Annotated in this window: 20 protein-coding genes; 5 read left to right on the top strand and 15 right to left on the bottom strand. The window is 72.7% G+C overall.

The window, feature by feature from the left end; translation table 11 throughout:
• Positions 1-44 precede the first annotated feature (44 nt).
• Genes LV75_RS17145 through LV75_RS17155 form a run of 3 tightly spaced genes read right to left on the bottom strand, consistent with a single transcriptional unit; the run spans position 45 to position 3,015 of the window.
• Positions 45-1,382 carry an FAD-dependent oxidoreductase gene (locus LV75_RS17145; protein ID WP_253887921.1) on the bottom strand — a complete coding sequence of 446 codons (1,338 nt, stop codon included), beginning with the start codon at positions 1,380-1,382 and terminating at the stop codon, positions 45-47.
• Positions 1,383-1,403: 21 nt separating this feature from the next.
• On the bottom strand, positions 1,404-1,823 hold the full coding sequence (locus tag LV75_RS17150; protein ID WP_253887922.1) for an SgcJ/EcaC family oxidoreductase: 420 nt from the start codon (positions 1,821-1,823) through the stop codon (positions 1,404-1,406).
• A gap of 10 nt (positions 1,824-1,833) precedes the next feature.
• Positions 1,834-3,015, bottom strand: coding sequence for an acyl-CoA dehydrogenase family protein (locus LV75_RS17155; RefSeq protein ID WP_253887923.1), 1,182 nt, complete (start codon positions 3,013-3,015; stop codon positions 1,834-1,836).
• A gap of 373 nt (positions 3,016-3,388) precedes the next feature.
• Between LV75_RS17155 and LV75_RS17160 the strand changes: the two genes are divergently transcribed.
• Entirely contained in the window at positions 3,389-4,945 is a 1,557-nt protein-coding gene (locus tag LV75_RS17160) for a 4-hydroxyphenylacetate 3-hydroxylase family protein (RefSeq protein WP_253887924.1), read from the top strand.
• A 64-nt stretch (positions 4,946-5,009) separates the two neighbouring features.
• Here the strand turns inward: LV75_RS17160 and LV75_RS17165 are convergent, their stop codons facing one another.
• From LV75_RS17165 to LV75_RS17205, 9 genes are all read right to left on the bottom strand, one after another.
• Positions 5,010-6,656 carry a thiamine pyrophosphate-binding protein gene (locus LV75_RS17165; protein ID WP_253887925.1) on the bottom strand — a complete coding sequence of 549 codons (1,647 nt, stop codon included), beginning with the start codon at positions 6,654-6,656 and terminating at the stop codon, positions 5,010-5,012.
• A complete protein-coding gene (locus LV75_RS17170; protein WP_253887926.1) occupies positions 6,653-7,663 on the bottom strand; it encodes a class I SAM-dependent methyltransferase in 1,011 nt (336 codons plus the stop codon). The genes LV75_RS17165 and LV75_RS17170 overlap by 4 nt, the downstream gene beginning before the upstream one ends.
• Positions 7,664-7,880: 217 nt before the next feature.
• Positions 7,881-8,999, bottom strand: coding sequence for a 2Fe-2S iron-sulfur cluster-binding protein (locus LV75_RS17175; RefSeq protein ID WP_253887927.1), 1,119 nt, complete (start codon positions 8,997-8,999; stop codon positions 7,881-7,883).
• Positions 8,996-9,784: an arylamine N-acetyltransferase family protein gene (locus LV75_RS17180; RefSeq protein ID WP_253887928.1), complete on the bottom strand. Its 789-nt coding sequence runs from the start codon at positions 9,782-9,784 to the stop codon at positions 8,996-8,998. Before LV75_RS17180 ends, LV75_RS17175 begins: the two co-directional genes overlap by 4 nt.
• A gap of 47 nt (positions 9,785-9,831) precedes the next feature.
• A complete protein-coding gene (paaD, locus tag LV75_RS17185) occupies positions 9,832-10,395 on the bottom strand; it encodes a 1,2-phenylacetyl-CoA epoxidase subunit PaaD (RefSeq protein WP_253887929.1) in 564 nt (187 codons plus the stop codon).
• The gene (paaC, locus tag LV75_RS17190) at positions 10,392-11,114 is read right to left on the bottom strand and encodes a 1,2-phenylacetyl-CoA epoxidase subunit PaaC (protein ID WP_253887930.1); all 723 of its coding nucleotides are present in this window, start codon (positions 11,112-11,114) and stop codon (positions 10,392-10,394) included. The genes paaD and paaC overlap by 4 nt, the downstream gene beginning before the upstream one ends.
• Positions 11,111-11,404, bottom strand: a complete 294-nt coding sequence (gene paaB / locus LV75_RS17195; RefSeq protein ID WP_253887931.1) for a 1,2-phenylacetyl-CoA epoxidase subunit PaaB — start codon at positions 11,402-11,404, stop codon at positions 11,111-11,113. Before paaB ends, paaC begins: the two co-directional genes overlap by 4 nt.
• The gene (paaA, locus tag LV75_RS17200; RefSeq protein ID WP_253888137.1) at positions 11,401-12,351 is read right to left on the bottom strand and encodes a 1,2-phenylacetyl-CoA epoxidase subunit PaaA; all 951 of its coding nucleotides are present in this window, start codon (positions 12,349-12,351) and stop codon (positions 11,401-11,403) included. The genes paaB and paaA overlap by 4 nt, the downstream gene beginning before the upstream one ends.
• Before the next feature lie 250 nt (positions 12,352-12,601).
• Entirely contained in the window at positions 12,602-13,396 is a 795-nt protein-coding gene (locus tag LV75_RS17205) for a tryptophan 2,3-dioxygenase (protein WP_308211000.1), read from the bottom strand.
• A gap of 132 nt (positions 13,397-13,528) precedes the next feature.
• On the opposite strand from LV75_RS17205, the gene LV75_RS17210 reads away from it, so the two are divergent.
• From LV75_RS17210 to LV75_RS17225, 4 genes are all read left to right on the top strand, one after another.
• Positions 13,529-15,067: a benzoate-CoA ligase family protein gene (locus LV75_RS17210; RefSeq protein WP_253887933.1), complete on the top strand. Its 1,539-nt coding sequence runs from the start codon at positions 13,529-13,531 to the stop codon at positions 15,065-15,067.
• A gap of 26 nt (positions 15,068-15,093) precedes the next feature.
• On the top strand, positions 15,094-15,849 hold the full coding sequence (locus LV75_RS17215) for an SDR family NAD(P)-dependent oxidoreductase (protein ID WP_253887934.1): 756 nt from the start codon (positions 15,094-15,096) through the stop codon (positions 15,847-15,849).
• Between the two features lie 73 nt (positions 15,850-15,922).
• On the top strand, positions 15,923-17,065 hold the full coding sequence (locus LV75_RS17220) for an acyl-CoA dehydrogenase family protein (RefSeq protein ID WP_253887935.1): 1,143 nt from the start codon (positions 15,923-15,925) through the stop codon (positions 17,063-17,065).
• A complete protein-coding gene (locus LV75_RS17225; RefSeq protein ID WP_253887937.1) occupies positions 17,062-18,642 on the top strand; it encodes a benzoate-CoA ligase family protein in 1,581 nt (526 codons plus the stop codon). Before LV75_RS17220 ends, LV75_RS17225 begins: the two co-directional genes overlap by 4 nt.
• A gap of 1 nt (position 18,643) precedes the next feature.
• On the opposite strand, the gene LV75_RS17230 is transcribed toward LV75_RS17225, so the two are convergent.
• The 3 genes from LV75_RS17230 to LV75_RS17240 all read right to left on the bottom strand — a co-directional run bounded on the left by LV75_RS17230 (position 18,644) and on the right by LV75_RS17240 (position 21,244).
• Entirely contained in the window at positions 18,644-19,372 is a 729-nt protein-coding gene (locus LV75_RS17230) for a winged helix-turn-helix transcriptional regulator (RefSeq protein WP_253887939.1), read from the bottom strand.
• A gap of 226 nt (positions 19,373-19,598) precedes the next feature.
• Positions 19,599-20,273: a TetR/AcrR family transcriptional regulator gene (locus tag LV75_RS17235; protein ID WP_253887941.1), complete on the bottom strand. Its 675-nt coding sequence runs from the start codon at positions 20,271-20,273 to the stop codon at positions 19,599-19,601.
• Positions 20,274-20,371: 98 nt separating this feature from the next.
• A complete protein-coding gene (locus tag LV75_RS17240) occupies positions 20,372-21,244 on the bottom strand; it encodes a maleylpyruvate isomerase N-terminal domain-containing protein (RefSeq protein ID WP_253887942.1) in 873 nt (290 codons plus the stop codon).
• Between the last annotated feature and the right edge of the window lie 129 nt (positions 21,245-21,373).

Here is a 21,373-nt window from a genome sequence, read left to right on the forward strand (position 1 = left end):
CCACACCGCTGGGGTGGTGGGCGACGACCGCCCACCACCCCAACTCAGGCGGGCACCGCCTCGGCCCGGTCGGCGCCCTCGAGGACCCTGGTCACCATCTCCGGGGCGGTCAGCTCGCCCACCGGGTCGACCAGACCGGCCACCCGCATGAACGTCCGGGTCACCGCGCCGTCCACGGTCGCGGCCAGCTGCAACTTGGCCATGTAGGCGTTCATCTCCAACACCTGCGGCGGCCGCGGCCCCTGCACCTCGGGGAAGGCGAGGTCACCCGCCGCGGAGATCCCCCACGGCACCTCGACCACCTCGGCGATGTCGCGCAGGAACGCCAACGGGTCGGCCACGCCGTCGGCCAGGTGCTCGCGCAGCACCAGGGCCTGCTGCGCGGCCACCGTCATGCCCTGGCCGTACACCGGGTTGAAGCTGCACGCCGCGTCGCCGAGCACCACGAAGCGGTCGGGGAACCGCTCCAACCGCTCGTAGCGGCGGCGCTGGCTGGCCGGGTAGCGGTAGCTGACCGGGTCGTCGAGCGGCTCGGCGTCCTTGACCACGTCGTAGACGTCGGGCACCGGCAGGGACCTGGCGTACTCCAGGAAGCCCGCCGGGTCGGTCGGCGCGGGGTCGTCGAGGACACCGGTGAGCGACAGCGCGCACAGGTCGTTCTCGATGATCGTCAGAAACGCCCCGCGCGGGGTCACCGGGCCGGACACCGGGTTGATCGACTGCACCGCGCGCAGCGGCGCGGGGTCGGCCAGCCGGTAGGTGCGGGTGGTGTAGCTCAGGTCGATCTTGACCCGCTCCTCCTCCGGGCGCCCGTAGCCCAACCCGGCCAGCCACAGCGGGGTCCGCGAACCGCGGCCGGTGGTGTCGACCACCAGGTCGGCCTCGATCACCTCGGGCACGCTGCCCTTGGTCTGCGCCTGCACCCGCACCCCGGTCACCCGGGACCGGTCGGTCGTAGTGAGCAGGCCGACGATGTCGGTCTCTTCCACGAACCGCACCGCGGGCAGCGCCGCCACCCGGGTGCGCACGTGCCGCTCCAGGGTCGGCCTGCTCGCCGCGACCGCGATCAGGCCGGTCGTGCCGGGGGCCAGCTTGCGGCCGTTGAAGAACCAGCGCAGCTCACCGAGGTCGGCGGTGGGCACCCCGTCGGCGATGAGCGCGTCGGTGAACCCGGGGAACAACTCGTCGAGGATCTGCTGCCCGCGCGCCAGCAACCCGTGCACGTGCCGCCCCTGCGGGACGCCGCGGCGCGCGGTGCCCACCCCGGTGAGCCGGTCCCGGTCGACGACGAGGACCTGGGGGTAGACCTCGGCGAGCACCCGCGCGGCGAGCAGACCGGCCATGCCAGCGCCGAGCACCACGGCGCGCTTGTCGTGTCCCATCCGGCTCACCCTCCGCGCCGCTCAGGCCGCGTCACGGGGGCAGTTCTGGTACACCGCAAGGCGCCACTGGTCCTCCTGGCGCACCACCACCCACGACGCGCGGATGGCCCGGTCGGGGTGCACCTCGGTCTCGCCCTCGAGCAGCACCCCGCCCTCGGTGATCAGGACACCGGCGTCGCGGCCGAGGAAGGTGACCTCGATGGGCTTGCCGGTGACCCGGGTGCCCCGGTACTCGGCCCGGAACGACGCGGCCATGTGCTCGGTGATCGCGGCGCGGCCCTTGCGGTGCAGGCCGGGCAGGATCAGCGTGCCCGTGTCGGTGAAGACCGACGCGAACGCCTCCGCGTCGTTGGCGGCCCAGGCGGCCACGACGCGCTGGGGGATGGCGGCGACCGCGGCCTGGTCACCGGCGGAGGGACCCGCTGCTGTGCTGGTGGACATCGGCGTTCCTTTACAGGTAGAGGGTGTCGGGTTCGAGGCCGCAGAGCACCCGGCCGTAGAGCTCGGTGTTGGTGTCCGGGTGCATCAGGGCGTGCAGGTTGACCGCGTGCACGTCGCGCTGGAACCGCTGGATCGGCACGTCGGTGTAGATCGAGGACCCGCCGCTGGCCGAGGCGTGGATGTCGACGGACTCCTTGGCCAGCGCGCACACCGCGCCCATGTCGGCGCGGGCGGCGGCCCGCTCCAGGACCGTCCACTCGGCACCCTCGGCGGACTTGGTGTCCACCAGCGCGGCCAGCCGGTGCGCGTGGAACCCGGCCTGGTCGATCTTGAGCGCCGCCGTGGCCACCCGCAGGTGGGTCAGCGGCGCCTCGCTCTGCTTGGCGTAGCCGGTGTAGGTGATCTTGCGGGAGGGCAGTCGCTCCAGGAACGCCTCCTGCGCGCCCTTGGCCAGCCCGAGGGTGGTGCCGACCGAGGACGCCGAGGCGACCGGCAGCAGCGGCGAGCGGTAGATCGCGGCGCCCTTGGAGCGCTCGGAGACCGTGTGCCCGCCCAGCACCACCGGCAGCGGCAGCACCCGCTCGGCCGGGATGAACACGTCCTGCGCGACGGTGCTGACGCTGCCCGTGCCGCGCAGGCCGCTGGTGTGCCAGTCGTCCACGATGGTCAGGTCCGACATCGGCACCAGGGCCAGGACCGGCACCGGCTCGGCGTCGGGGGCGGCCAGGATCGCGATGATCTCCTGCCAGTGCGCGTGCCGGGCGCCGGTGATGAACCCCCACTTGCCGTTGACGACCACCCCGCCCGGGGCCGGGGTCGCCATGCCGCCGGGGCTCAGCGTGCCGCAGATCCGCACGTCGGCGGTGGCGAACACCTCGTCCTGCACGGCGTCGGGGAACATGCCCGCCATCCAGGTCGGGATCCAGTACACCGACGCGGTCCACGCCGCGGAGCCGTCGGCGCGGCCGAGTTCGGTCGCCACGTCGACCAGGGTGGCCGTGTCGGTCTCGTACCCGCCGAGGTGGCGGGGGGCGCGCAACCGGAACACCCCGGCGTCGGCGAGGGCCTCGATGACCTCGTCGTGCGGGCGCCGGTTCTCCTCCGACCAGGGCGCGTGCGCGCGCAGCAGCGGCGCCAGCCGCGCCACGCGGGCGACGAGCTCGGCGCGGGTGGGGACTTCGGTGGACAGCACCATATCCTCCTGGACCAGTTGGCTGAGGGGAAACCAGGACCGGCCGTGCCCCGGGATCGCAGGTCGACGCCCGCGACACGACCGTCGCACGCGCCGCGCGCCCGGGGCATCTTCGTCCTTGCGACATCGGGGAATTGTGCGCACCGGGCCCGGTCCGGTAACGCCGCGCCGCGGACCTCAGCACGATCCGAGAAGCTCGCGCACGCGGCCACTGACACCGTCTTAGGTGAGCCGTGCCCACCAAGCCGTGCGAACAGAACCGCGCCGACCGAGCACCGCCAACCGAGCTGTGCCATCCGGACAGCGCCACCTGAACTGTGCCCCGGGCCGCGCCGATCGGGCCGCGCCCACCCGAGTTCCCGGGAGGAAACCGTTGCGCGAGGACACTGGCCGCACGACGCGGCCGTTGACGAGTGCCGAGTACATCGAGAGCCTGCGCGACGACCGGGAGATCTACCTCTACGGCGATCGGATCAAGGACGTGACCACGCACCCGGCGTTCCACAACCCGGTGCGGATGACCGCGCGGCTCTACGACGCGCTGCACGACCCCGCCCACCAGCCGGTGCTCACGGCACCGACCGACACCGGCGGCACCGGGTTCACCCACCGCTTCTTCCGCACCCCGCGCTCGGCCGAGGACCTGGTCGCCGACCGGGACGCGATCGCGGCGTGGGCGCGGATGACCTACGGCTGGATGGGGCGCAGCCCCGACTACAAGGCGTCGTTCCTGGGCACCCTGGGCGCCAACGCCGACTTCTACGAGCCGTTCGCCGACAACGCCCGCCGCTGGTACCGGGAATCGCAGGAGAAGGTCCTGTTCTGGAACCACGCGATCGTGCACCCGCCGGTGGACCGGGACCGGCCGCCCGACGAGGTCGCCGACGTGTTCGTGCACGTGGAGAAGGAGACCGACTCGGGGGTGGTGGTCAGCGGCGCGAAGGTCGTGGCGACCGGGTCGGCGCTGACGCACTACAACTTCATCGCCCACTACGGACTGCCGTTCAAGAAGCGCGAGTTCGCGCTGGTGGCCACGGTGCCGATGAACGCCCCCGGGATGAAGCTGATCTGCCGCCCGTCCTACTCGGCCACCGCCGCGGTGATGGGCAGCCCGTTCGACTACCCGCTGTCGTCGCGGCTGGACGAGAACGACACGATCCTGGTGCTGGACAAGGTGCTCATCCCCTGGGAGAACGTGTTCGTCTACGGCGACGTCGCCAAGGTCGGGCTGTTCACCGGGCAGTCCGGGTTCGTCGAGCGGTTCACCTTCCACGGCTGCGTGCGGCTGACGGTGAAGCTGGAGTTCATCGCGGGCCTGCTGGCCAAGGCACTCGAGCTGACCGGCACGGCGAACTTCCGGGGCGTGCAGGCCCGACTGGGCGAGGTGCTGGCGTGGCGCAACCTGTTCCTGGCGCTGTCGGACGCCGCCGCGCGCAACCCGGTGCCCTGGCGCGACGGGGCCGTGCTGCCCAACCCGGCCTACGGGCTGGCGTACCGGTGGTTCATGCAGGTCGGCTACCCGCGCGTGCGTGAGGTCATCCTGCAGGACGTGGCCAGCGGGCTGATCTACGTCAACTCCGCCGCCGAGGACTTCCGCAACCCCGACATCCGCCCCTACCTCGACAAATACCTGCGGGGCTCCGGTGGAGCCAGCGCGGTCGAGCGGGTCAAGGTGATGAAGCTGCTGTGGGACGCGGTGGGCTCGGAGTTCGGCGGCAGGCACGAGCTCTACGAGCGCAACTACGCTGGCAACCACGAGAACACCCGCATCGAGTTGATGTACGCCCAGCTCGCCGACGGGACCCTCGACCGGCACAAGGCGTTCGTGGACGACTGCCTCGCCGAGTACGACCTGGACGGCTGGACGGTGCCGGACCTGTCTTCCTTCGCGCACCTGCGCGGGCTGCGCGACGGCCTGTTCGAGGCGTGAAACGCGGCCGGGACGGTCCTGAACGGACCGCCCCGGCCGCGTTGTCGTCGCGGTGTAGGACTTTCTAATGGCCGGAGGTCATGTCGGCGAGGAATCCGGCGACCACGGCCGCCTCGACCTTGCAGTCGAGCACCAGGGTGCCCACCGCGCCGTCGTCGAGCCAGTCGCGCAGTGCCGAGAGGTCCGCGGTGCTCCGCACGGTCGCCGCGCGGGCACCGAGCGACCTGGCCACCCCGGCGAAGTCGGTGTCGTCGAACACCGCCGTGCTCAGGTCGGCGCCCTTGGGGCCGTAGAGGTGCGCCTCGAAGCCGTAGGCCGCGTCGTCGTAGACGACCACGACGGCCGAAGGCGCGGTGCGTACCAGGGTCTCCAGCTCGGAGATCCCCATCAGCGCGCCCCCGTCACCGAGCGCGACGACGGTGGTGCGGTCGGCCCGCCCGCACGCGGCGCCGACGGCACCGGCGAACCCGAGGCCGATGACCTGGAACGCCGAGCCGATGAACACCAGCGCCGACGGGTCGGCCACCGGCCAGTACATCATCGGCCAGCTGATGAAGTGCCCGCCGTCGAGCACCAGGGTCCGCTCCGCGGGCAGCAGGTCGGCGAGCGCGAGGGTCAGCGTGCGCGGGTCGATCCGCTCGGCGCCGCCCCGGTCCTCGAACCCGTGGTGCGGCCAGCCTATCCGGCTCAGGTCGCCCACCTGCGCGCGCCAGGTCGACGGGGCAGCGCCGAGGTCGTCGACCCCGTCGAGCAGGGCGGACGCGGCGGCGGAGGCGTCTCCGGTGACCAGCAGGTCGACCCGTTCGGCGGTGGCGGCCTCGGCGGTGTCCACCTGCACCACTGTCGCTTGTGGACTGATGAGGCGGCCGCCGTGCAGGGTGAACAGGTCCAGGCTCGCGCCGAAGACGACCACGACGTCGGCTTGGCCGATCAGCGCGGCGGCGGGCGGGGAGGAGAAACCGCCGCAGATGCCCAGCGACCACTCGGTGGCGCCGAACATGCCGGTCGCCATGGCCGTGGTGGACAGCAGCCCGCCGACCCGGTCGGCGAGGTCGGCGATCGGCTTGGCCGCCCCCGAGCGCCACGCGCCCAGCCCCGCGAGCAGCAGCGGCCTGCGCGCTCCGGCCAGCGCCCGCAGCGCCGCGTCCAGCCCCACCAGTTCAGCGGGCTGGGCTGACCGGCCGGTCTCCTGCCGGTCGAGTGCGGTCGGCGCGGTATCGGGGACCTCGGCGGTGAGCAGGTCACCCGGCAGGCACAGCACGACCGGGCAGTGCTGGTCGCGGGCGATCCGCAGCGCCCTCGCGGTGTCGGCGCGGGCGGCCCCCACCGAGCCGATCCGGACCACCTCCGCGCCGAGCGAGCGGGCCAGCCCGGTCTGGTCGACGTCGATGCGGCGCATCCGGTCGGTCGGCGCGTCCCCGCAGACCACCAGCAGCCCGCTGCGGTGCTTGACCGCCTCGGCCAGCCCGGTGGCGATGTTGGTGACCCCGGGCCCGTGGCTGGTGGTGCACACCGCGACCTCGCCGGTGGCGCGGTGGTAGGCGTCGGCCATCGCGACCGCGCCGCCCTCGTGCCGGGCCGCCACGTAGCGCACCCCGGCGCCGGTCAGCCCGGCGACGGTCATGATGTTCCCGCCGCCCACCACCCCGAACGCCTGCCGGAGCCCGTGCTCGGCCAGGGTCGCGGCCACCACGGCCGCGAGCGCGCTCACCTCGGTGCCAGTTCGAACACGACCTCACCGACAGCGACACCGATCCGATTGGTCCGCACCAGCTCCCAGCCCCCCTCGGCGAACACCGACTCCCAGTCGGCGATGGTCGGGATGAACGTGCCCATCAGGTCGTGGCCCACCTCGAAGCCCAGGGTGAACACCGGCAGCTCGGTGTCGGGCACCCCGACGGTCCTGGTGGCGTCGCCGAGCAGGAACCGGCGGGCGGCGGGGAACACCTCCCGCAGTCTGCGCAGCGTCGCCACGCAGTTGTCCCTCGGCCAGAAGTCGTGGCCCATCATGAAGCACAGCAGCAGTTCCACGTCGGCGTAGTCGGGGTGCGGGCGCAGCGCGAGCACGTCGGCCTCGACGAAGCCCGCCCGGTCGCCGAACCCGGCCTCGGCGACCTCCTTGCGGGCCACCTCCAGCGACGGCCGCGCGATGTCGATCCCGACGGCACTGCTGCCCGGGTGGCTGCGCAGGACGTCGATCAGCCGCCCCCCGCTGCCGCAGCCCAGGTCGACCACCCGGCGCACCGGGAAGTCCAGCCTGCCCATCGCGGCCCAGAAGGTCGGCGCGTAGCAGAGCTCGTCGATCTCGCGGCAGGCGAGCGCGATCGCGGCGGGGTCGCGCCGGTAGAACTCGCCGACCCGGTTCTGCGCGACCAGCACCGAGGGCATCTCCCGGAACAGCTCCGAGCTGCCCCTGGCCAGCCAGTGGAAGAACGAGCGGTTGCGGACCGCCTCGGCGAAGCGCGCGCCCGGGGTGACCGTGGTGCCGTCGCGCTCCACGACGCGCACCGCGGCCAGCGCCCGGAACATGCCGAGGGTGCCCGCGGTGTCCAGCCCCCGACCGGCGGCGAACTCGGCCGCGTCGAGGTCGCCGGTGGCGCGCAGTTCGTCGAGCGCGCCGAGCTCCCAGGCGGCGGAGAGAGCGAACGCGGCCACCGCCGAGTTGAACATCTCGGCCACGTCCCTGGCCGGGTGGTGGTCGGTGCTGTTGCCGGTCATGTGCAGGCACCTCGTTTCGGAGGAGATCCACGAGTGGGTGGCACGATCGGTCCGGCCGGGGGAAACCCGCCGGTGCGACCGATCTTCTCGCTCCATGGTTCGCCAGATGAACCGCGCCGACATCTCTGTGATTGCGCACTGGCCGGCGCATCGAGCAACGCGGGAGAAACCCGGGTGCGCGCCAGAACGCCGTGCCCACAAGGGAAATCAGCCCCGCTCAGCTGACGTCGAAATCGAGGGTGACCCGTTCGGTGACCGGAACCGCCTGGCACGGCAGCACGTAGCCCGCCGCGAGCTCCTGCTCGGTCAGCGCCGCGCCGCCGGTCATCCGCACCTCGCCGTCGACCACCTTGGCCCGGCAGGTGACGCACACCCCGGTGCGACAGGAGTACGGCAGTTCCGGGCGCACGCTCATCGCGGCGTCGAGCAACCGCTGCCCACCCGGGTGCCGCACGACCGAGGTCCGGCCGTCGAGCACCACCACCAGCTCGTGCGGCTGCCCGGGGGAACGGACGGGCTCGACGGGGGAGGGGGGCGCGATCCGCGCCGTGGCCGCGGGCGCGGTGTCGCCGTGGAACAGTTCGGTGTGCACGATCGAGTCGTCGGCACTGTCCACACCGTGCTCGGCCAGGGTCCGCCGCGCCGCCTGCACCACCCCCGGCGGTCCGCACAGGAACCACTCGGCGACCCGACCCGGCTCGAGGGCGGTGGCGAGGTAGCGGGTCAGCGTGACGTGGTCGAGGCGCCCGTGTGAGAGGCCGGAGCCCGCGCGCTCGCGGGAGAACACCGGCACCAGCCGCAGCCGCGCCGGGTACCGGTTCTTCAGGTCGGCCAGTTCCTCGACGAACATCGCCGAGTCGACCGTGCGGCTGCCGTGCAGGACGGTGACGCTGCTGCGCGGCTCGACCGCCAACGCGGTCGCCGCCAGCGACAGCACGGGCGTGATGCCGGACCCGGCGGCGATCGCCGCGTAGTGGGCCCGGCGACCCGGGTCGAACGCGGTGGTGAAGTTCCCGACCGGGGGCAGCACGTCCAGGCACCACCCCGGCCGCAGCGACTCGGCGACATACCCGGAGAACCGCCCGCCCGGCACCACGCGCACCCCGATCCGCAACACCCCGTCGCGGCGCAGCTGTTCCGGGGTGGAGCACAGCGAGTAGGAGCGGCGCAGCTCCACACCGTCCACATACGCGCGCAGGGTGATGTGCTGCCCGGCGCTGAAGGCGAACACCGCGCGCAACGCGACCGGGACCAGGCACGTGAGGGCCACCGCGCTGCCGTCGGCGGCCGCCTGCTCGACGGCGCCGATCTTCAGCGGGTGGAACCGCAGGCTCATCCCTGCCCGCCGGGCGGGACCGGCAGCTCGTCGAGGTCCAGGTCGAACCAGGTGCGGTAGGCGGCCCGCACGGCGTCCTCGCCCACCAACTCCTCCTTGACCCGCTGCCCGTCCTCCAGCCTGGTCAGCGTGGTGCCGGTGAGGGTGACCTTGCCGGTGGGGGTGTGCCGGGAGCAGAACAGGTCGGTGAGGAACGGCGAGTCCGGCGCGTGCCGGAACCACCACACCATCGGTAGGAAGTCGTCGGTGTCGCGCGGGTGGGCCTCGAACCGGTACTGGTGCGCGCCGTTGCGGTGCACGTCGAGGTCGCCGTGCCCGGCGTCGGAGATCTGGTAGGTGCCCATCGGGTCCGGCTGCGGTTCGCGCGAGTCCAGCCGCATCGGGAACCGGGCGGCGCGACCGAACCCGACGTCGGCCAACCACGGGTCGGGGGAGTCCTCGGCGAGCACGCGCAGCACGTAGTGCCCGAGCAGCGGACCCGGCACGCCGCCGAGGACCACGCGGCCGCCGTGGACGGTCACCTCGTAGCCCAGGGCCTGCAGCAGCGCGGCGAAGGCGCCGTTGAGCTCGTAGCAGCCGCCGCCCCGGCGCCGCGTCACGATCTTGGTGTAGGCGTCGGCACCGATCTGGACCGGCTTGCGCAGGATGTAGTCGATGTTCTCGAACGGCACGCTCAGCACGTGCCGCTCGTGCAGGTCCCGCAGCGCCGCGCTGGTGGGCCGCGCGGGCCGCTTGGTACCGATGCGCTCCAGGTAGGCGTCCACCGCCGCCGGGGACAGGCTCATCAGTGCTCCTCGCCTTCGGTGCTCCGTGCCGTCAGTGGTCTGGGCCGTCAGTGCTCTTTGACGTGGTCGAACGGTTCCCGGCAGGTGAGGCAACGCCACAGCGCGGTGCAGGCGGTCGACCCGAAGCGCGCCAACTCCCGGGTGTCGACCGACCGGCACCGCGGGCATGCGGGCCGGTGCGGTCGAGTCCGGTGTGGACTGCCAACCCCGGGCGGACCGTCGACGACTTGTGGACTGTCGGGTGCGCCGGGCGACAGCACGAACAGCGGGAGCGACGACCGGGCGGGCGGCGGGGCGATCCCCACCGCGGTGAGCTTGTCGCGGGCGCTGTCGCTGACCCAGTCGGTGGTCCACGGCGGCGACAGCGCCGTCACGACCTCGACCGCCTCGGCACCCGCCGCGCGGGCCGCGGCGAGCACGTCGGCGCGGATCACCTCCAGCGCCGGGCACCCCAGGTAGGTGGGGGTGATCGTGACGACCACCCCGCCGTCATCGCCCGCGCTGACCCCGCGCAGGATCCCCAACTCGGCCAGGGTCAGCACGCGCAGTTCCGGGTCGGGCACCGCGGACACGGCCGCCCGCACCGCGGCGAGCAGGTCGGCGGTGCTCACCACCGCGCCCCGGGGTGGGCGCGGTGCACGCTCTGCATCTCCCCGAGCAGGTAGCCGAACCCCTCGGTGTGCAGGCCGACCCGGCCACCGGTCGGCCGCCAGTCGTCGTCGGGGACCACCAGGGTCGCCCGCGTCAGCACCGGCCGCACCAGCGCCGCCCACGGCTCGCGCAGCCCAGCCGGGTCGACCGGGGCCAGCGGGTCCGGTTCGAACAGTTCGTGGGTGAACGGCCAGAGCCCGTCCACGGCTGCCTGCGCGCGCCGCCGCGACTCGACCGTGCCGTCGCCCAGCCGCAGCGTCCAGCGGGTCGCGTGCTCCACGTGGTACTTGGTTTCCTTGACCGCTTTGCCCGCGATCCCCGCCAGCGTGGTGTCCGCGCCGGTGGCCAGCCGCTGGTACAGCAGGTTCTGGTAGGTGGCGAAGAACAGCAGCTTGACGACGGCGACGGCGAAGTCGGCGTCGGGCAACTCGACCAGCAGCGCGTTGGTGAACTCGCGTTCGTCGCGCTGGTAGGCCAACCGGTCCTCGTCGCGGCCCGCGCCCTCGATCCCGCCCGCGTAGGTCAGCAGCGCCCGCGCCTGGCCGAGCAGGTCCAGCGCGATGTTGGCCAGCGCGACGTCCTCCTCCAACTGCGGGGCGCACGCGCACCAGTGCGCCATCCGCTGCGCGGCGACCAGCGCGTCGTCGCCCAGGCGCAGCACCGAGTCGAACCGGGTCACAGGTGCTCGACCCCCTCGGGCAGCTCGAAGTGCCCGGGGTGGCGGAAGTCCTTGTCCAGGGCGGGGTCGAAGTAGGCGTCCTTGTCGTCGGGATCGGTCGCGGTGATGTGCTCGGCGGGCACCACCCAGATCGAGGCGCCCTCGCCGCGGCGGGTGTGCAGGTCACGGGCGTTGTGCAGGGCCAGTTCCGCGTCCGGGGCGTGCACGCTGCCCACGTGCAGGTGGGTCAGGCCGCGGCGGGCGCGGACGAACACCTCCCACAACGGCCAGTCCGCCGGTGCCGCGCTCACGCGGGTAACCCCTGCCGGGCCGCCGGTGCGCCCTGGTGCGCTGTGCTGTGCTGTGGTCCGCCGTGGTGCTTGGCGGCGTAGGCGGTGGCCGCCTCGCGGACCCACGCGCCGTCCTCGTGCACCCGCCTGCGGTGGTCCATCCGCTGCCGGTTGCACGGCCCGTGCCCGGCGACCACCCGGCGCAGTTCGTCCCAGTCGGGCTCGGTGAAGTCGTGGTGGCCGCGCTCGGCGTTCCAGCGCAACGCCGGGTCGGGCAGCCTGACCCCCAGGACCTCGGCCTGCGGCACGCAGATGTCGACGAACCGCTGCCGCAGCTCGTCGTTGCTGAACCGCTTGATCTTCCAGGCCATCGACCGGTCCGAGTGGGTGGAGCGGTTGTGCGGCGGCCCGAACATCGCCAGCGCCGGGTACCACCACCGGTCCACCGCGTCCTGGGCCATGGCCCGCTGCGCCGGTGTGCCCGCGGCGAGCACCCGCAGCGCGTCGAAGCCCTGCCGGTGGTGGAAGGACTCCTCGCGGCAGACCCGCACCATCGCCCTGGCGTAGGGGCCGTAGGACGAGCGGCACAGCGTGACCTGGTTGACCACCGCGGCACCGTCGGTGAGCCAGGCGAGCGCGCCGACGTCGGCCCAGGTGAGCGTCGGGTAGTTGATGAACGACAGGTACCGCTGGCGGCCCTCGTGCAGCGCGTCGAGCATCCACTCCCGACTGACCCCGAGGGTTTCGGCCGCGGAGTACAGGTAGAGCCCGTGCCCGGCCTCGTCCTGCACCTTCGCCAGCAGGATCGCCTTGCGCCGCAGGCTGGGCGCGCGGGTGATCCAGTTGCGCTCTGGCTGCATCCCGACGACCTCGGAGTGCGCGTGCTGGGCGATCTGGCGGATGAGCCCGGCGCGGTAGCCCTCCGGCATCCAGTCGGTCGGCTCGACCTTGTGCTCGCCGTCGATCAGCGCGTCGAAGGACGCCTGCCCGACGGCGCGGCGCTGCGGGCGGGCCGCGGCGAGCAGGTCGCGCTCGGCCGCGTCGACCTGCTCGGCGAGCAACTCGCTGCCGGGTGGTCGCTGCGCGGCCAAGTCGGTGTGCTCCACGTGCCCCTCCTCGCTGGCGGACCCGGGCGGCTGGCCCCGATCAGCATGGTCGGCGACCACCGCGGCCGCTTCTCCCCGATTGCGCAGTTGGCTTTGTTGGGCCGAATGTCGGCTACATTGTGCTCCGCACGGCGGCCAGATCGGGGAACAGCGGCTTGAACAGCGTCGCCCGCAAGTAGGCCACCCCGGTGGACCCACCCGTACCCGGTTTGTCGCCTATCATGCGTTCGACCATCTTCACGTGCCGGTAACGCCATTCCTGAATACCGTGGTCCAGGTCGACGAGGCGTTCGCACACCTGCGCCGCGCCGCCGTCATCGCGATATACCAGGGCCAGCACCTCCTGTATTTCCGGGGACTCCTCCAGTTGCCGGGTCACGTCCCGGTCCAACCGCTCCTGGGGAATGGCGTAACCGCGGGCGCGCAGGTAGCACAGGAATGAGTCGTAGATGCACGGCCTGTTCATCGCCGCGGCGAGCCTGCCGTACTCGGGGCCGTCGACCGGGTAGCGCTCCAGCACCCTGGCGTCGCGACCGCCCAGCGCCGCCTCCACCTCGCGGAACTGCGCGGACTGGAAGCCGCTGCCCGAGCGCAGCCCGGCCCGGAAGGTCAGGAACTGGCGCGGGGTCATGGTCTCGATGACATCGATCTGGGCGACGACCGCCCGGACGATGGTGTGGATCCGGTGCAGCGCGTGCAACGCGTGCGTGGTGTGCCCGCCGTTGAGTTCGTGTTGCAGTTTGGTGAACTCGTGCAGCAACTCCTTGAACCACAGTTCGTGGACCTGGTGCACGATGATGAACAGCAACTCGTCGTGTTCGTCGGTTGTCGGCCGTTGTGCCATCAGGATCTCATCGAGGGCGAGATACGAGGAATACGTCAGCACGGTTGTGTAATCGACAGTCACTACGATCCCCTCCGGGTGATGACGATAACGAGCCACGCCCGCAAAGGCTAGTCTGGCAGCATGCGGAGGAAAGCGGGCCAAGAGCGCATTCCTGGAGAAGCAGGCCCCCCGGGCCCACACGAGAATGTCCGGATGCCGATGAAGTACGAAGACGTGCCGGACGAGTTCAACATCGCCACCCATTTCGTGGACCGCAACGACGATGAGCGCACCGCGCTGATCACCGACAGCGGCCCGGTCGGCTACGGCGCGCTCAAGGTCCTGGTCAACCGCGTCGGCGGCGCGCTGCGCGAACTGGGGGTCGGTCAGGGGGACCGGGTGCTGCTCGCCCTGGCCGACGGGGTGGAGTTCGTGGCGACCTGGTTCGGCGCGCAGAAGATCGGCGCGGTCACCGCCGAGGTCTACACGTTCCTGCGGGCCGAGGACTACAAGTACTTCGTGGACTACGCCACCCCCGCCGTGGTGGTCGCCGACGCCACGACGCTGCCCCGGCTGCGCGCGGCCGGGGTGGCCCGGATGCTCGTCGTCGGTGTGCCGCAAGAGGACCTGCTCGACGGGGAGTCCCACTTCGACACCCTGGTCGCCGCGCGGCCCGACACCCTGACCGCCGCGCCCACGCGCAGCGCCGACCCGGCGATGTGGCGGTTCACCACCGGGAGCACCGGTGCGCCGAAGGCGTGCGTGTTGCCCGCGCGCAGCGCCCTGCTCAGCACCGACTGGTACGCCTTCGGCTCGCTCGGGCTGCGCCCCGACGACGTGGTGCTGTCGGTGCCGAAGCTGTTCTTCGGCTACGCCAACAACATGACCGTGCTGTTCCCCTTCGGCGCGGGCGCCACCGGGATCGTCTCCCCGGCGCGCGCGACCCCGGAGTTGATCTTCGAGCTGATCCGGCTGCACCGCCCGACGATCCTGGTGAACGTGCCGACGATGATCAGCGCCATGGTGCGGCACCCGGATGCCGCCGCGCAGGACCTCGGGTCGCTGCGGGTGTGCGTCTCCGGCGGCGAGGTGCTGCCCGCGGCGCTGCGCGCCGAGTGGATGGACCTGTTCGGGGTGGAGGTGCTCGACGGCATCGGCTCCTCGGAGGCGTTCCACGGCTACATCTGCAACCGGCCGGGCCGGGTGCGCCCGGGCAGCCTCGGCGAGGCGGTGCCCGGGTACCGATTACGGGTGGTCGACCGCGACGGCACCCCGGTGCCCGACGGCGAGGTCGGGCAGCTGGAGATCACCGGGGAGACGGTCGCGCTGCAGTACTGGCAGGCGCCGGAGAAGTCCGCCGAGACCTTCCCCCGCCCGCACACCGTGCGCTCCAGCGACCTGGTGGTCCGGTCCCCCGACGGCTACTTCACCTACCAGGGGCGCGCCGACGACCTGCTCAAGGTCGGCGGGATGTGGGTGGCGCCCGCCGAGATCGAGCGGTGCCTGCTGCGCCACCCGGCCGTGCGCGAGTGCGCCGTGGTCGGCTACGAGGTCGACGGGCTGACCAAGACCCGCGCGTTCGTCGTCGCCGACACCGCCGTCGCCGAGGACGCCGCGACCGCGACCGCGCTGCAGGAGTTCGTCCGCTCCGCCCTCGCCCCGCACAAGTACCCCCGCGACGTCCGGTTCGTGGCGACCCTGCCGCTGACCCCGTCGGGCAAGGTCGACCGCCAAGCGCTGCGCGCGCTGTGAGCACACGCAACGGGAACGGAGCCACCATGGCGACCACGCGTCGGGTGTTCGTCTCGGGCGGGTCGGGCGACCTGGGCGCCGCCGTCGTCGCCGACCTCGCCGCCGCGGGCCACCGGGTCTGGTTCCAGTACGGCTCCGACGAGCGCCACGCCGCCGACCTCGCGGCCCGGCACGGGGCGACCCCGGTGCGCGCCGACTACAGCGACCTGGCCGCGCTGTCCGACGACGATCTGCTGCCGCCGGGGGTGGAGGTCGACGTCCTGGTCTGCTGCGCGGGGGTGAACCCGGCGGCGGCCACGGTGCACGAGACCGCGCTGTCGGTGCTGCGGCACACCCTCAGCGTCAACCTGGAGAGCGCGTTCCGGTTGACCCAGCGCTGCCTGCCCGCGATGTTGGCGGCGGGCTGGGGCCGGATCGTGTACCTCAACTCGGTGTTCGGCACCGTCGCCGGGCCGCTCAACAGCTCCTACAACATCGCCAAGGCCGCCACGCACGGGTTGTGCCGCAGCGTGGTCGCCGACTACCCGGGCTCGGGGGTGACGGCCAACGAGGTCGTCGCCGGGCCGGTGCGCTCGCGGATGCTGGCCAGGATCGTCGCCGACCGCGCCGCGGCCGCCGACGTGACCGCGGTGCGCGAGCGGCTGGCCAGGCGCGTCCCGGCGCGGCGGCTGGCCGAACCCGACGACGTCGCGGCCGCGGTGCGGTTCCTGGTGTCCGAGGACGCCGGGTACGTCACCGGCTCCACGGTCACCGTCGACGGCGGGATGCTCAGCGTCGGCTGACCGCGACAACCGCACCCATCTATCCACATCGGACGGACATAGAGGACAGCCAGCGACACGAGGGGGAGTGGACATGGGGTCACCCACGGCGGCCACACGGTGGCGGCCCTACCGCGCGCAGGAGGAGCACGCCGCGGCCGTCGAGGCCGTGCGCGCGGTCCTCACCGAGACCGAGCTCGAGGCCGAGCGGCTGCGCAGGCTGCCGGAGCGGGCGGTGTCGGCGCTGACCGCGGCGGGCCTGTTCGCCGTGGCCACCCCCAAAGAAGTCGGCGGCTGGGCGGCCGACCCGCTCGCCGAGCTGCAGGTCTACGAGGCGCTGGCGCGGATCAACACCAGCGCGGCGTGGGTGGTCACCACCGGAAGCGTCTACACCTCGTGGGCCGCGGCCTACCTGTCCGACGACGCGGTCGCCGAGGTGTTCGGCTCCGGGGTCCCCGCGGTGGTCGCCGGGCAGGCACCGCCCAAGGGCCGGGCGAGCGCGGTGCCCGGCGGGGTCCGGGTGAGCGGCAGCTACACCTTCGGCAGCGGCATGAGCCACGCCACCTGGGTCCTCGGCGGGTTCACCCTGCCCGACCCGGACGCGGGCACCTGGGCGTTCATCGTGCCCAAGGACCGGGTGCGGGTGCTGGACAACTGGCACGCGCTGGGCATCGCCGGGTCCAACAGCGTCGACTTCGCGGTGAACGACCTGTTCGTCCCCGACGGCCACTTCTTCAACACCGCCAAACCGGTCCCGCTGCGCGGCGGGCCCCGCTTCGGCGTCCCGATCGTGGTCCAGGTGGCCGCCGCGCACTGCGGCGTCGCCCTCGGCGCCGGTCAGCGCGCGCTCGACGAGATCATCCGCCGCGCCGCCGCCAAACCCGACCTGGCCGGGCGCGGCGCCTTCCAGCGCGACCTGGGCCAGGTGTTCACCGCGCTGAGCGCCGCCCGCGACCACGCCGCGCGGCTGCTCACCGAGCTGGGCGAGCGGCTGGACTTCGGCAGCAGGCTGGACCGGCAGTTCATCCAGGAGCTCATCGCCGCGCAGACCCACGCCACCGACACCGCGGTGCACGCCGCCACCACCGCCTACCGGTACGCGGGCGCGCCCGCGGTGCGGCTCGACGACCCGCTGCAGCGGATCACCCGCGACCTGCTGGTGGCCGGGCAGCACAAGTTCGTCGCCGACGTCAGCTACGACGCGTTGGGGGGCACACTGGTGGAGCGGGACCGGTGAGCGGGAGGGAACAGGCCATGCACGACGGGCAGGACACCGGCGCCGGGGTCGATCCGCGGCCCCCGGTGCAGCGGGGTGGGGACTTCAACGTGGCGGCCCGCTTCCTCGACGCCGCACCGGCGCACCGGACCGCGCTGGTCACCACCGCGGGCACCACCAGCTACGGCGAGCTCGCCGCGCTGGCCTCACGCGCGGGCCACGCGCTGCGCGCACTCGGGGTCGGCAAGGGCGACCGGGTGCTGATCGCGCTGCGCGACAGCGTCGAGTACGTGGCGCTCTGGTACGGCGCGCAGAAGATCGGCGCGATCGTCGTCGAGCTCTACAGCCACCTCAAGCCCGCCGACTACCGCTACCACGCCGACTACATCGACCCCAAGATCGTCGTCGGCGACGCGGCCACCCTCGACGCGCTGCGCGCGGCCAAGGTGTCCGGGCTGCTGGTCACCGGCGTGCACCCCAGCGAGCTGGAGGACGGCGAGCGCCACTTCGACACCCTGCTCGCCGGGCAGCCCACAACGCTGCCGCCGGTGCCGATGGCCGAGGACGAGCAGGTGATGTGGAAGCTGACCACCGGCAGCACCGGCAGGCCCAAGGCGTGCATGGTGCCCGCCCGCGCGCCGTCGCTGAGCTTCGAGTGGTTCGGCCGCGGCGTGCTGGACCTGCGGCCCGACGACGTGGTGCTGGCGGTGCCGAAGCTGTTCTTCGGCTACGCCAGGGACATGGTCGCGCTGTTCCCGTTCGGGGTGGGCGCGGCGAGCATCCTGTTCGGCGAGCGCACCACGCCCGAGCGGATCTTCGAGCTGATCGAGCGCTACCAGCCGACGATCCTGGTCAACGTGCCGACGATGATGCGCGCGATGCTCACCCACCCCGGCGCCGCGCAACGGGACCTGAGCTGCCTGCGGATGTGCACCTCGGCGGGGGAGGCGCTGCCGCCGGAGTTGCACCGGCGGTGGCTGGACACCTTCGGCGTGGAGGTGGTCGACCTGTTCGGGTCTGCGGAGGTCTACCACGGGTTCCTGGCCAACCGGCCGGGGCGGGTGCGCATCGGCAGCCTCGGGCAGGTCGTGCCCGGGTACCGGGTGCGGGTGGTCGACGAGGCGGGTGAGGCGGTGCCCGACGGCAGACCGGGCCGCCTGGAGGTCGTCGGGGAGACCGCGGCGCTGGGCTACTGGCGGCACCCGGAGGAGTCCGCGTCGGTGTTCACCGACGCGCACACCGTGCGCTCCGGTGACCTGGTGCGCCGCGACGCCGACGGCTACTTCTACTACCTGGGCCGCGACGACGACATGCTCAAGGTGCGCGGGGTGTGGGTGGCGCCGACCGAGATCGAGAACTCCATCGCCGAGCACCCCGCGGTCAGCGGCTGCGCGGTGGTCGGGCACCGGGTCGACGGGTTGGTCACCGCGCTGGCGTTCGTGGTGCTGCGCAGACCGGTGGAGGTCACCGACCTGGGCGAGTTCATCCGGGCCCGGCTCGCCCCGCACAAGCGCCCGCACGAGGTGCGGTTCGTGGCGTCGTTGCCGCAGACCGCTTCGGGCAAGGTCGACCGGGCCGCGCTGCGCGCGGGCGCCTGAGTCAGCTCCCACGGCGCGGTGCGGGCAACACGGCCTCGGGCGGGAAGGACGCCGGGGTTGGGGGCGGGCCGGTGGGGCGGGTGTCCCTGCCGGAGAACAGGATCGGGAACAGCGCCGCGGTCCGCAGGTCGCCGCGCACCGTGAGCGAGCCCAGCCGCAGCGCCTCGGCGAAGTGGCCGCCGTCGCGCAGCAGCGCGTCGAAGGTGGGCACGGTGGTGTGGATGGCCGCGTCCGGGTTCTCGGTGTCGCCCCTGGCCAGGGCCAGGGTGCCGTCGACGACCTCGAGCCGGAACCGGTCCTGGCCCAGGTGCAGGCCCAGGGTGAGGACCAGGCCCGCGGCCGCGCTGCGGTCGAACAGCAGCCGCAGCGACAGCACGTGCCCGTCGGCGCTCACCGGCGCGTCCGGCGGCAGCGTGGGCGAGCGCAGCCCCCACCGGCCGAGCGCGAAGATCACCCCGTCGAGCCCGTGGCCCCAGTCGGTGAGCTCGTAGATGTGCACGCCCGTCGGCCAGGACAGTTCGCGCCGGTGCAGCACGCCCGCGTTGTTGAGTTCGCGCAGGCGTTGGGCCAGCACGTTGGGCCCGATGCCGGGCAGGCCCGCCCGCAGGTCGGTGAACCGCTTGGGGCCGAGCAGCAGTTCGCGCACCACCAGCAGCGCCCACCGCTCACCGATGAGGTCGAGGGCGTGCGCGGTGGCGCAGCCGTCGGCATAGGAGCGTTTCGGTGCCATGTCAGCGAGCGTAACCCCAGAATTCCGGTGAACCTTCTTCTTTTCTGCCTTTCCGGGCACGGGTGGACAACGGCGAGGACGGTCCGGATAACCGCGATCGCGGCTCGTCTCCTATTTACAACGTCCTTTGTAGGAAAAGGGATCGTGAACTCGCACGATCCTTTGCCCGCGGCGCCGGGCACCGCCGACCGGCGGTGGTGCCCGCGCTCGGGCGGGCGGTGGCGCGCTACGGCAGGGCCGCCCGGTCGGGCGGTGGCGGGGTCGGGAACACCCCCGCCGAGCGGGCCACCGCGGCCACCGCGGTGTCCACCCCGTCGCCCGCGCTGACCATCAGCGCCACCAGTTGCGCCTCGAAGCACCGGTCGGCGTCGCAGGGCTCGATGAGGTAGCCGCCGAGCTCCAGGGTGACCAGGCCGTGGGTGGCGATCCACATCTGGTGCGCGACCAGTTCGGCGTCCTCGGCCCGGAAGCGGCCAGCCGAGATGCACCGCTGGGCGCAGGCGACCACGTGCGCCAGGGTGTAGCGGCCGTGCTGGCGGTCCTGGCGCGAGAGCGAGAACCCGGCGTGCGATGCGGCGCCGAACATGATCGCGTACAGGTGCGGGTTGGCCAGCGCGTTGTGCCGGTAGGCCCTGCCCAGCGCGGCCATGTCCACCACCGGGTCGTCGGTGGCCGCGATCCGCCGCAGGTGCTCCTGCAGCCGGGAGAACCCCTCGTGCACGATTTCCCGGATCAGCCCGCGCATTCCACCGAAATGCGTGTAGACGGCCATTGTGGACGTTCCGGCCTCGGCCGCGATGCGCCGCGCCGACAACGCCTGCGGCCCGTTCTCGGCGAGCAGCCGGGCGGTGATCTCGACCAGCGCCGCCCGAATGTTCGGATCGGAACGGCGCGGGCTCATCCCGGTTCCCGCTCGCCGCGAAAGGGCTTTTCCACTCGTGCACGGTCCCATTCGGTCGATTCCCGACGCATCTTCGGCCGTGCCGTGTGCGCGCGGGTTCAGGCCCCGTCGGCGACGTGGCGGTCGGGCAGCCGCACCGCGCGCAGGAACGGGAACAGCAGCCACGGCCTGCGGCCGCGCACCGACAGCTTCCCGGTGAGCGCGGCCCGCACCCGGCTGACCCGGTGGAACAGCACCAGCACCATGGTGGCGGGCTCGAAGCGCACCCGGACGTCGACCGCGGTGGTGCCGGGCGGGGCGAGCGAGACCTGCCCGCGGTGCAGCAGCACCAGCGCGGGCGCGGTGTGCGCGGAGCGGAACTCGATGACGATCCGCCGCTCCAGCACGGGTTTGTCGATGTCGAGCAGCCCGCCGACGCCGTTGCCGACCATGCCGAGGAAGAACAGCTCGAAGAACAGCGCGGCGTCCTCGGCGCGCACCGCCCACGGCACGCCGATCGCCTTGGCGATGTCGTGGCCGTGCACGACGACCTCGTTGAGCAGGTGCGCCAGGGCCCCGGCCAGCGGCAGGCACGCGCCGCCGAGCCACTCCAGCGGCTCGTCCGGGTCGCGGTCCGCGGTGACCCGAAGGATCTCCGCGACGCCGGTGCTCAACAGGTCGGTGAGCACCACCGGGTCGCGTTCGCCGACGGTGGCCAGCGCGACCTCGTTGAACTCGCCGACCGTGTCGACGGTGATCGCGCCCAACCGCGCCTCGAGGTCGGGCACCGGCAGCGGTTGCCCGCCGGTGTCGAGCAGCGTGGTGTAGAGCCACGCCACCATCGCCACGTGCGCCGCGGTGTCGGCCACGGTCCAGTCCGGTGTGGCCATCACCGCCGGGTCCGGCGCGGCGCGCACCAACTCGCCGAAGCGCTCCCCGGCCTCCCGCAACGACCGCCGAACCGACGTCCACTGCTGCTCGCTGACGACCACGCGACCCCCTTCCCCGCTGCCCCAGGTGGCCGTCGTTATAGCAGTCCACCCGGCCCGGGTAGGGGAAAGCGGCTCAAGGTGCGCAATCGAGAAGATCCGTGGTGCGCCCCGGGGGGATCGGGGCGCACC

The organism is Actinokineospora diospyrosa (assembly GCF_024171925.1).
GTDB lineage: Bacteria > Actinomycetota > Actinomycetes > Mycobacteriales > Pseudonocardiaceae > Actinokineospora > Actinokineospora diospyrosa.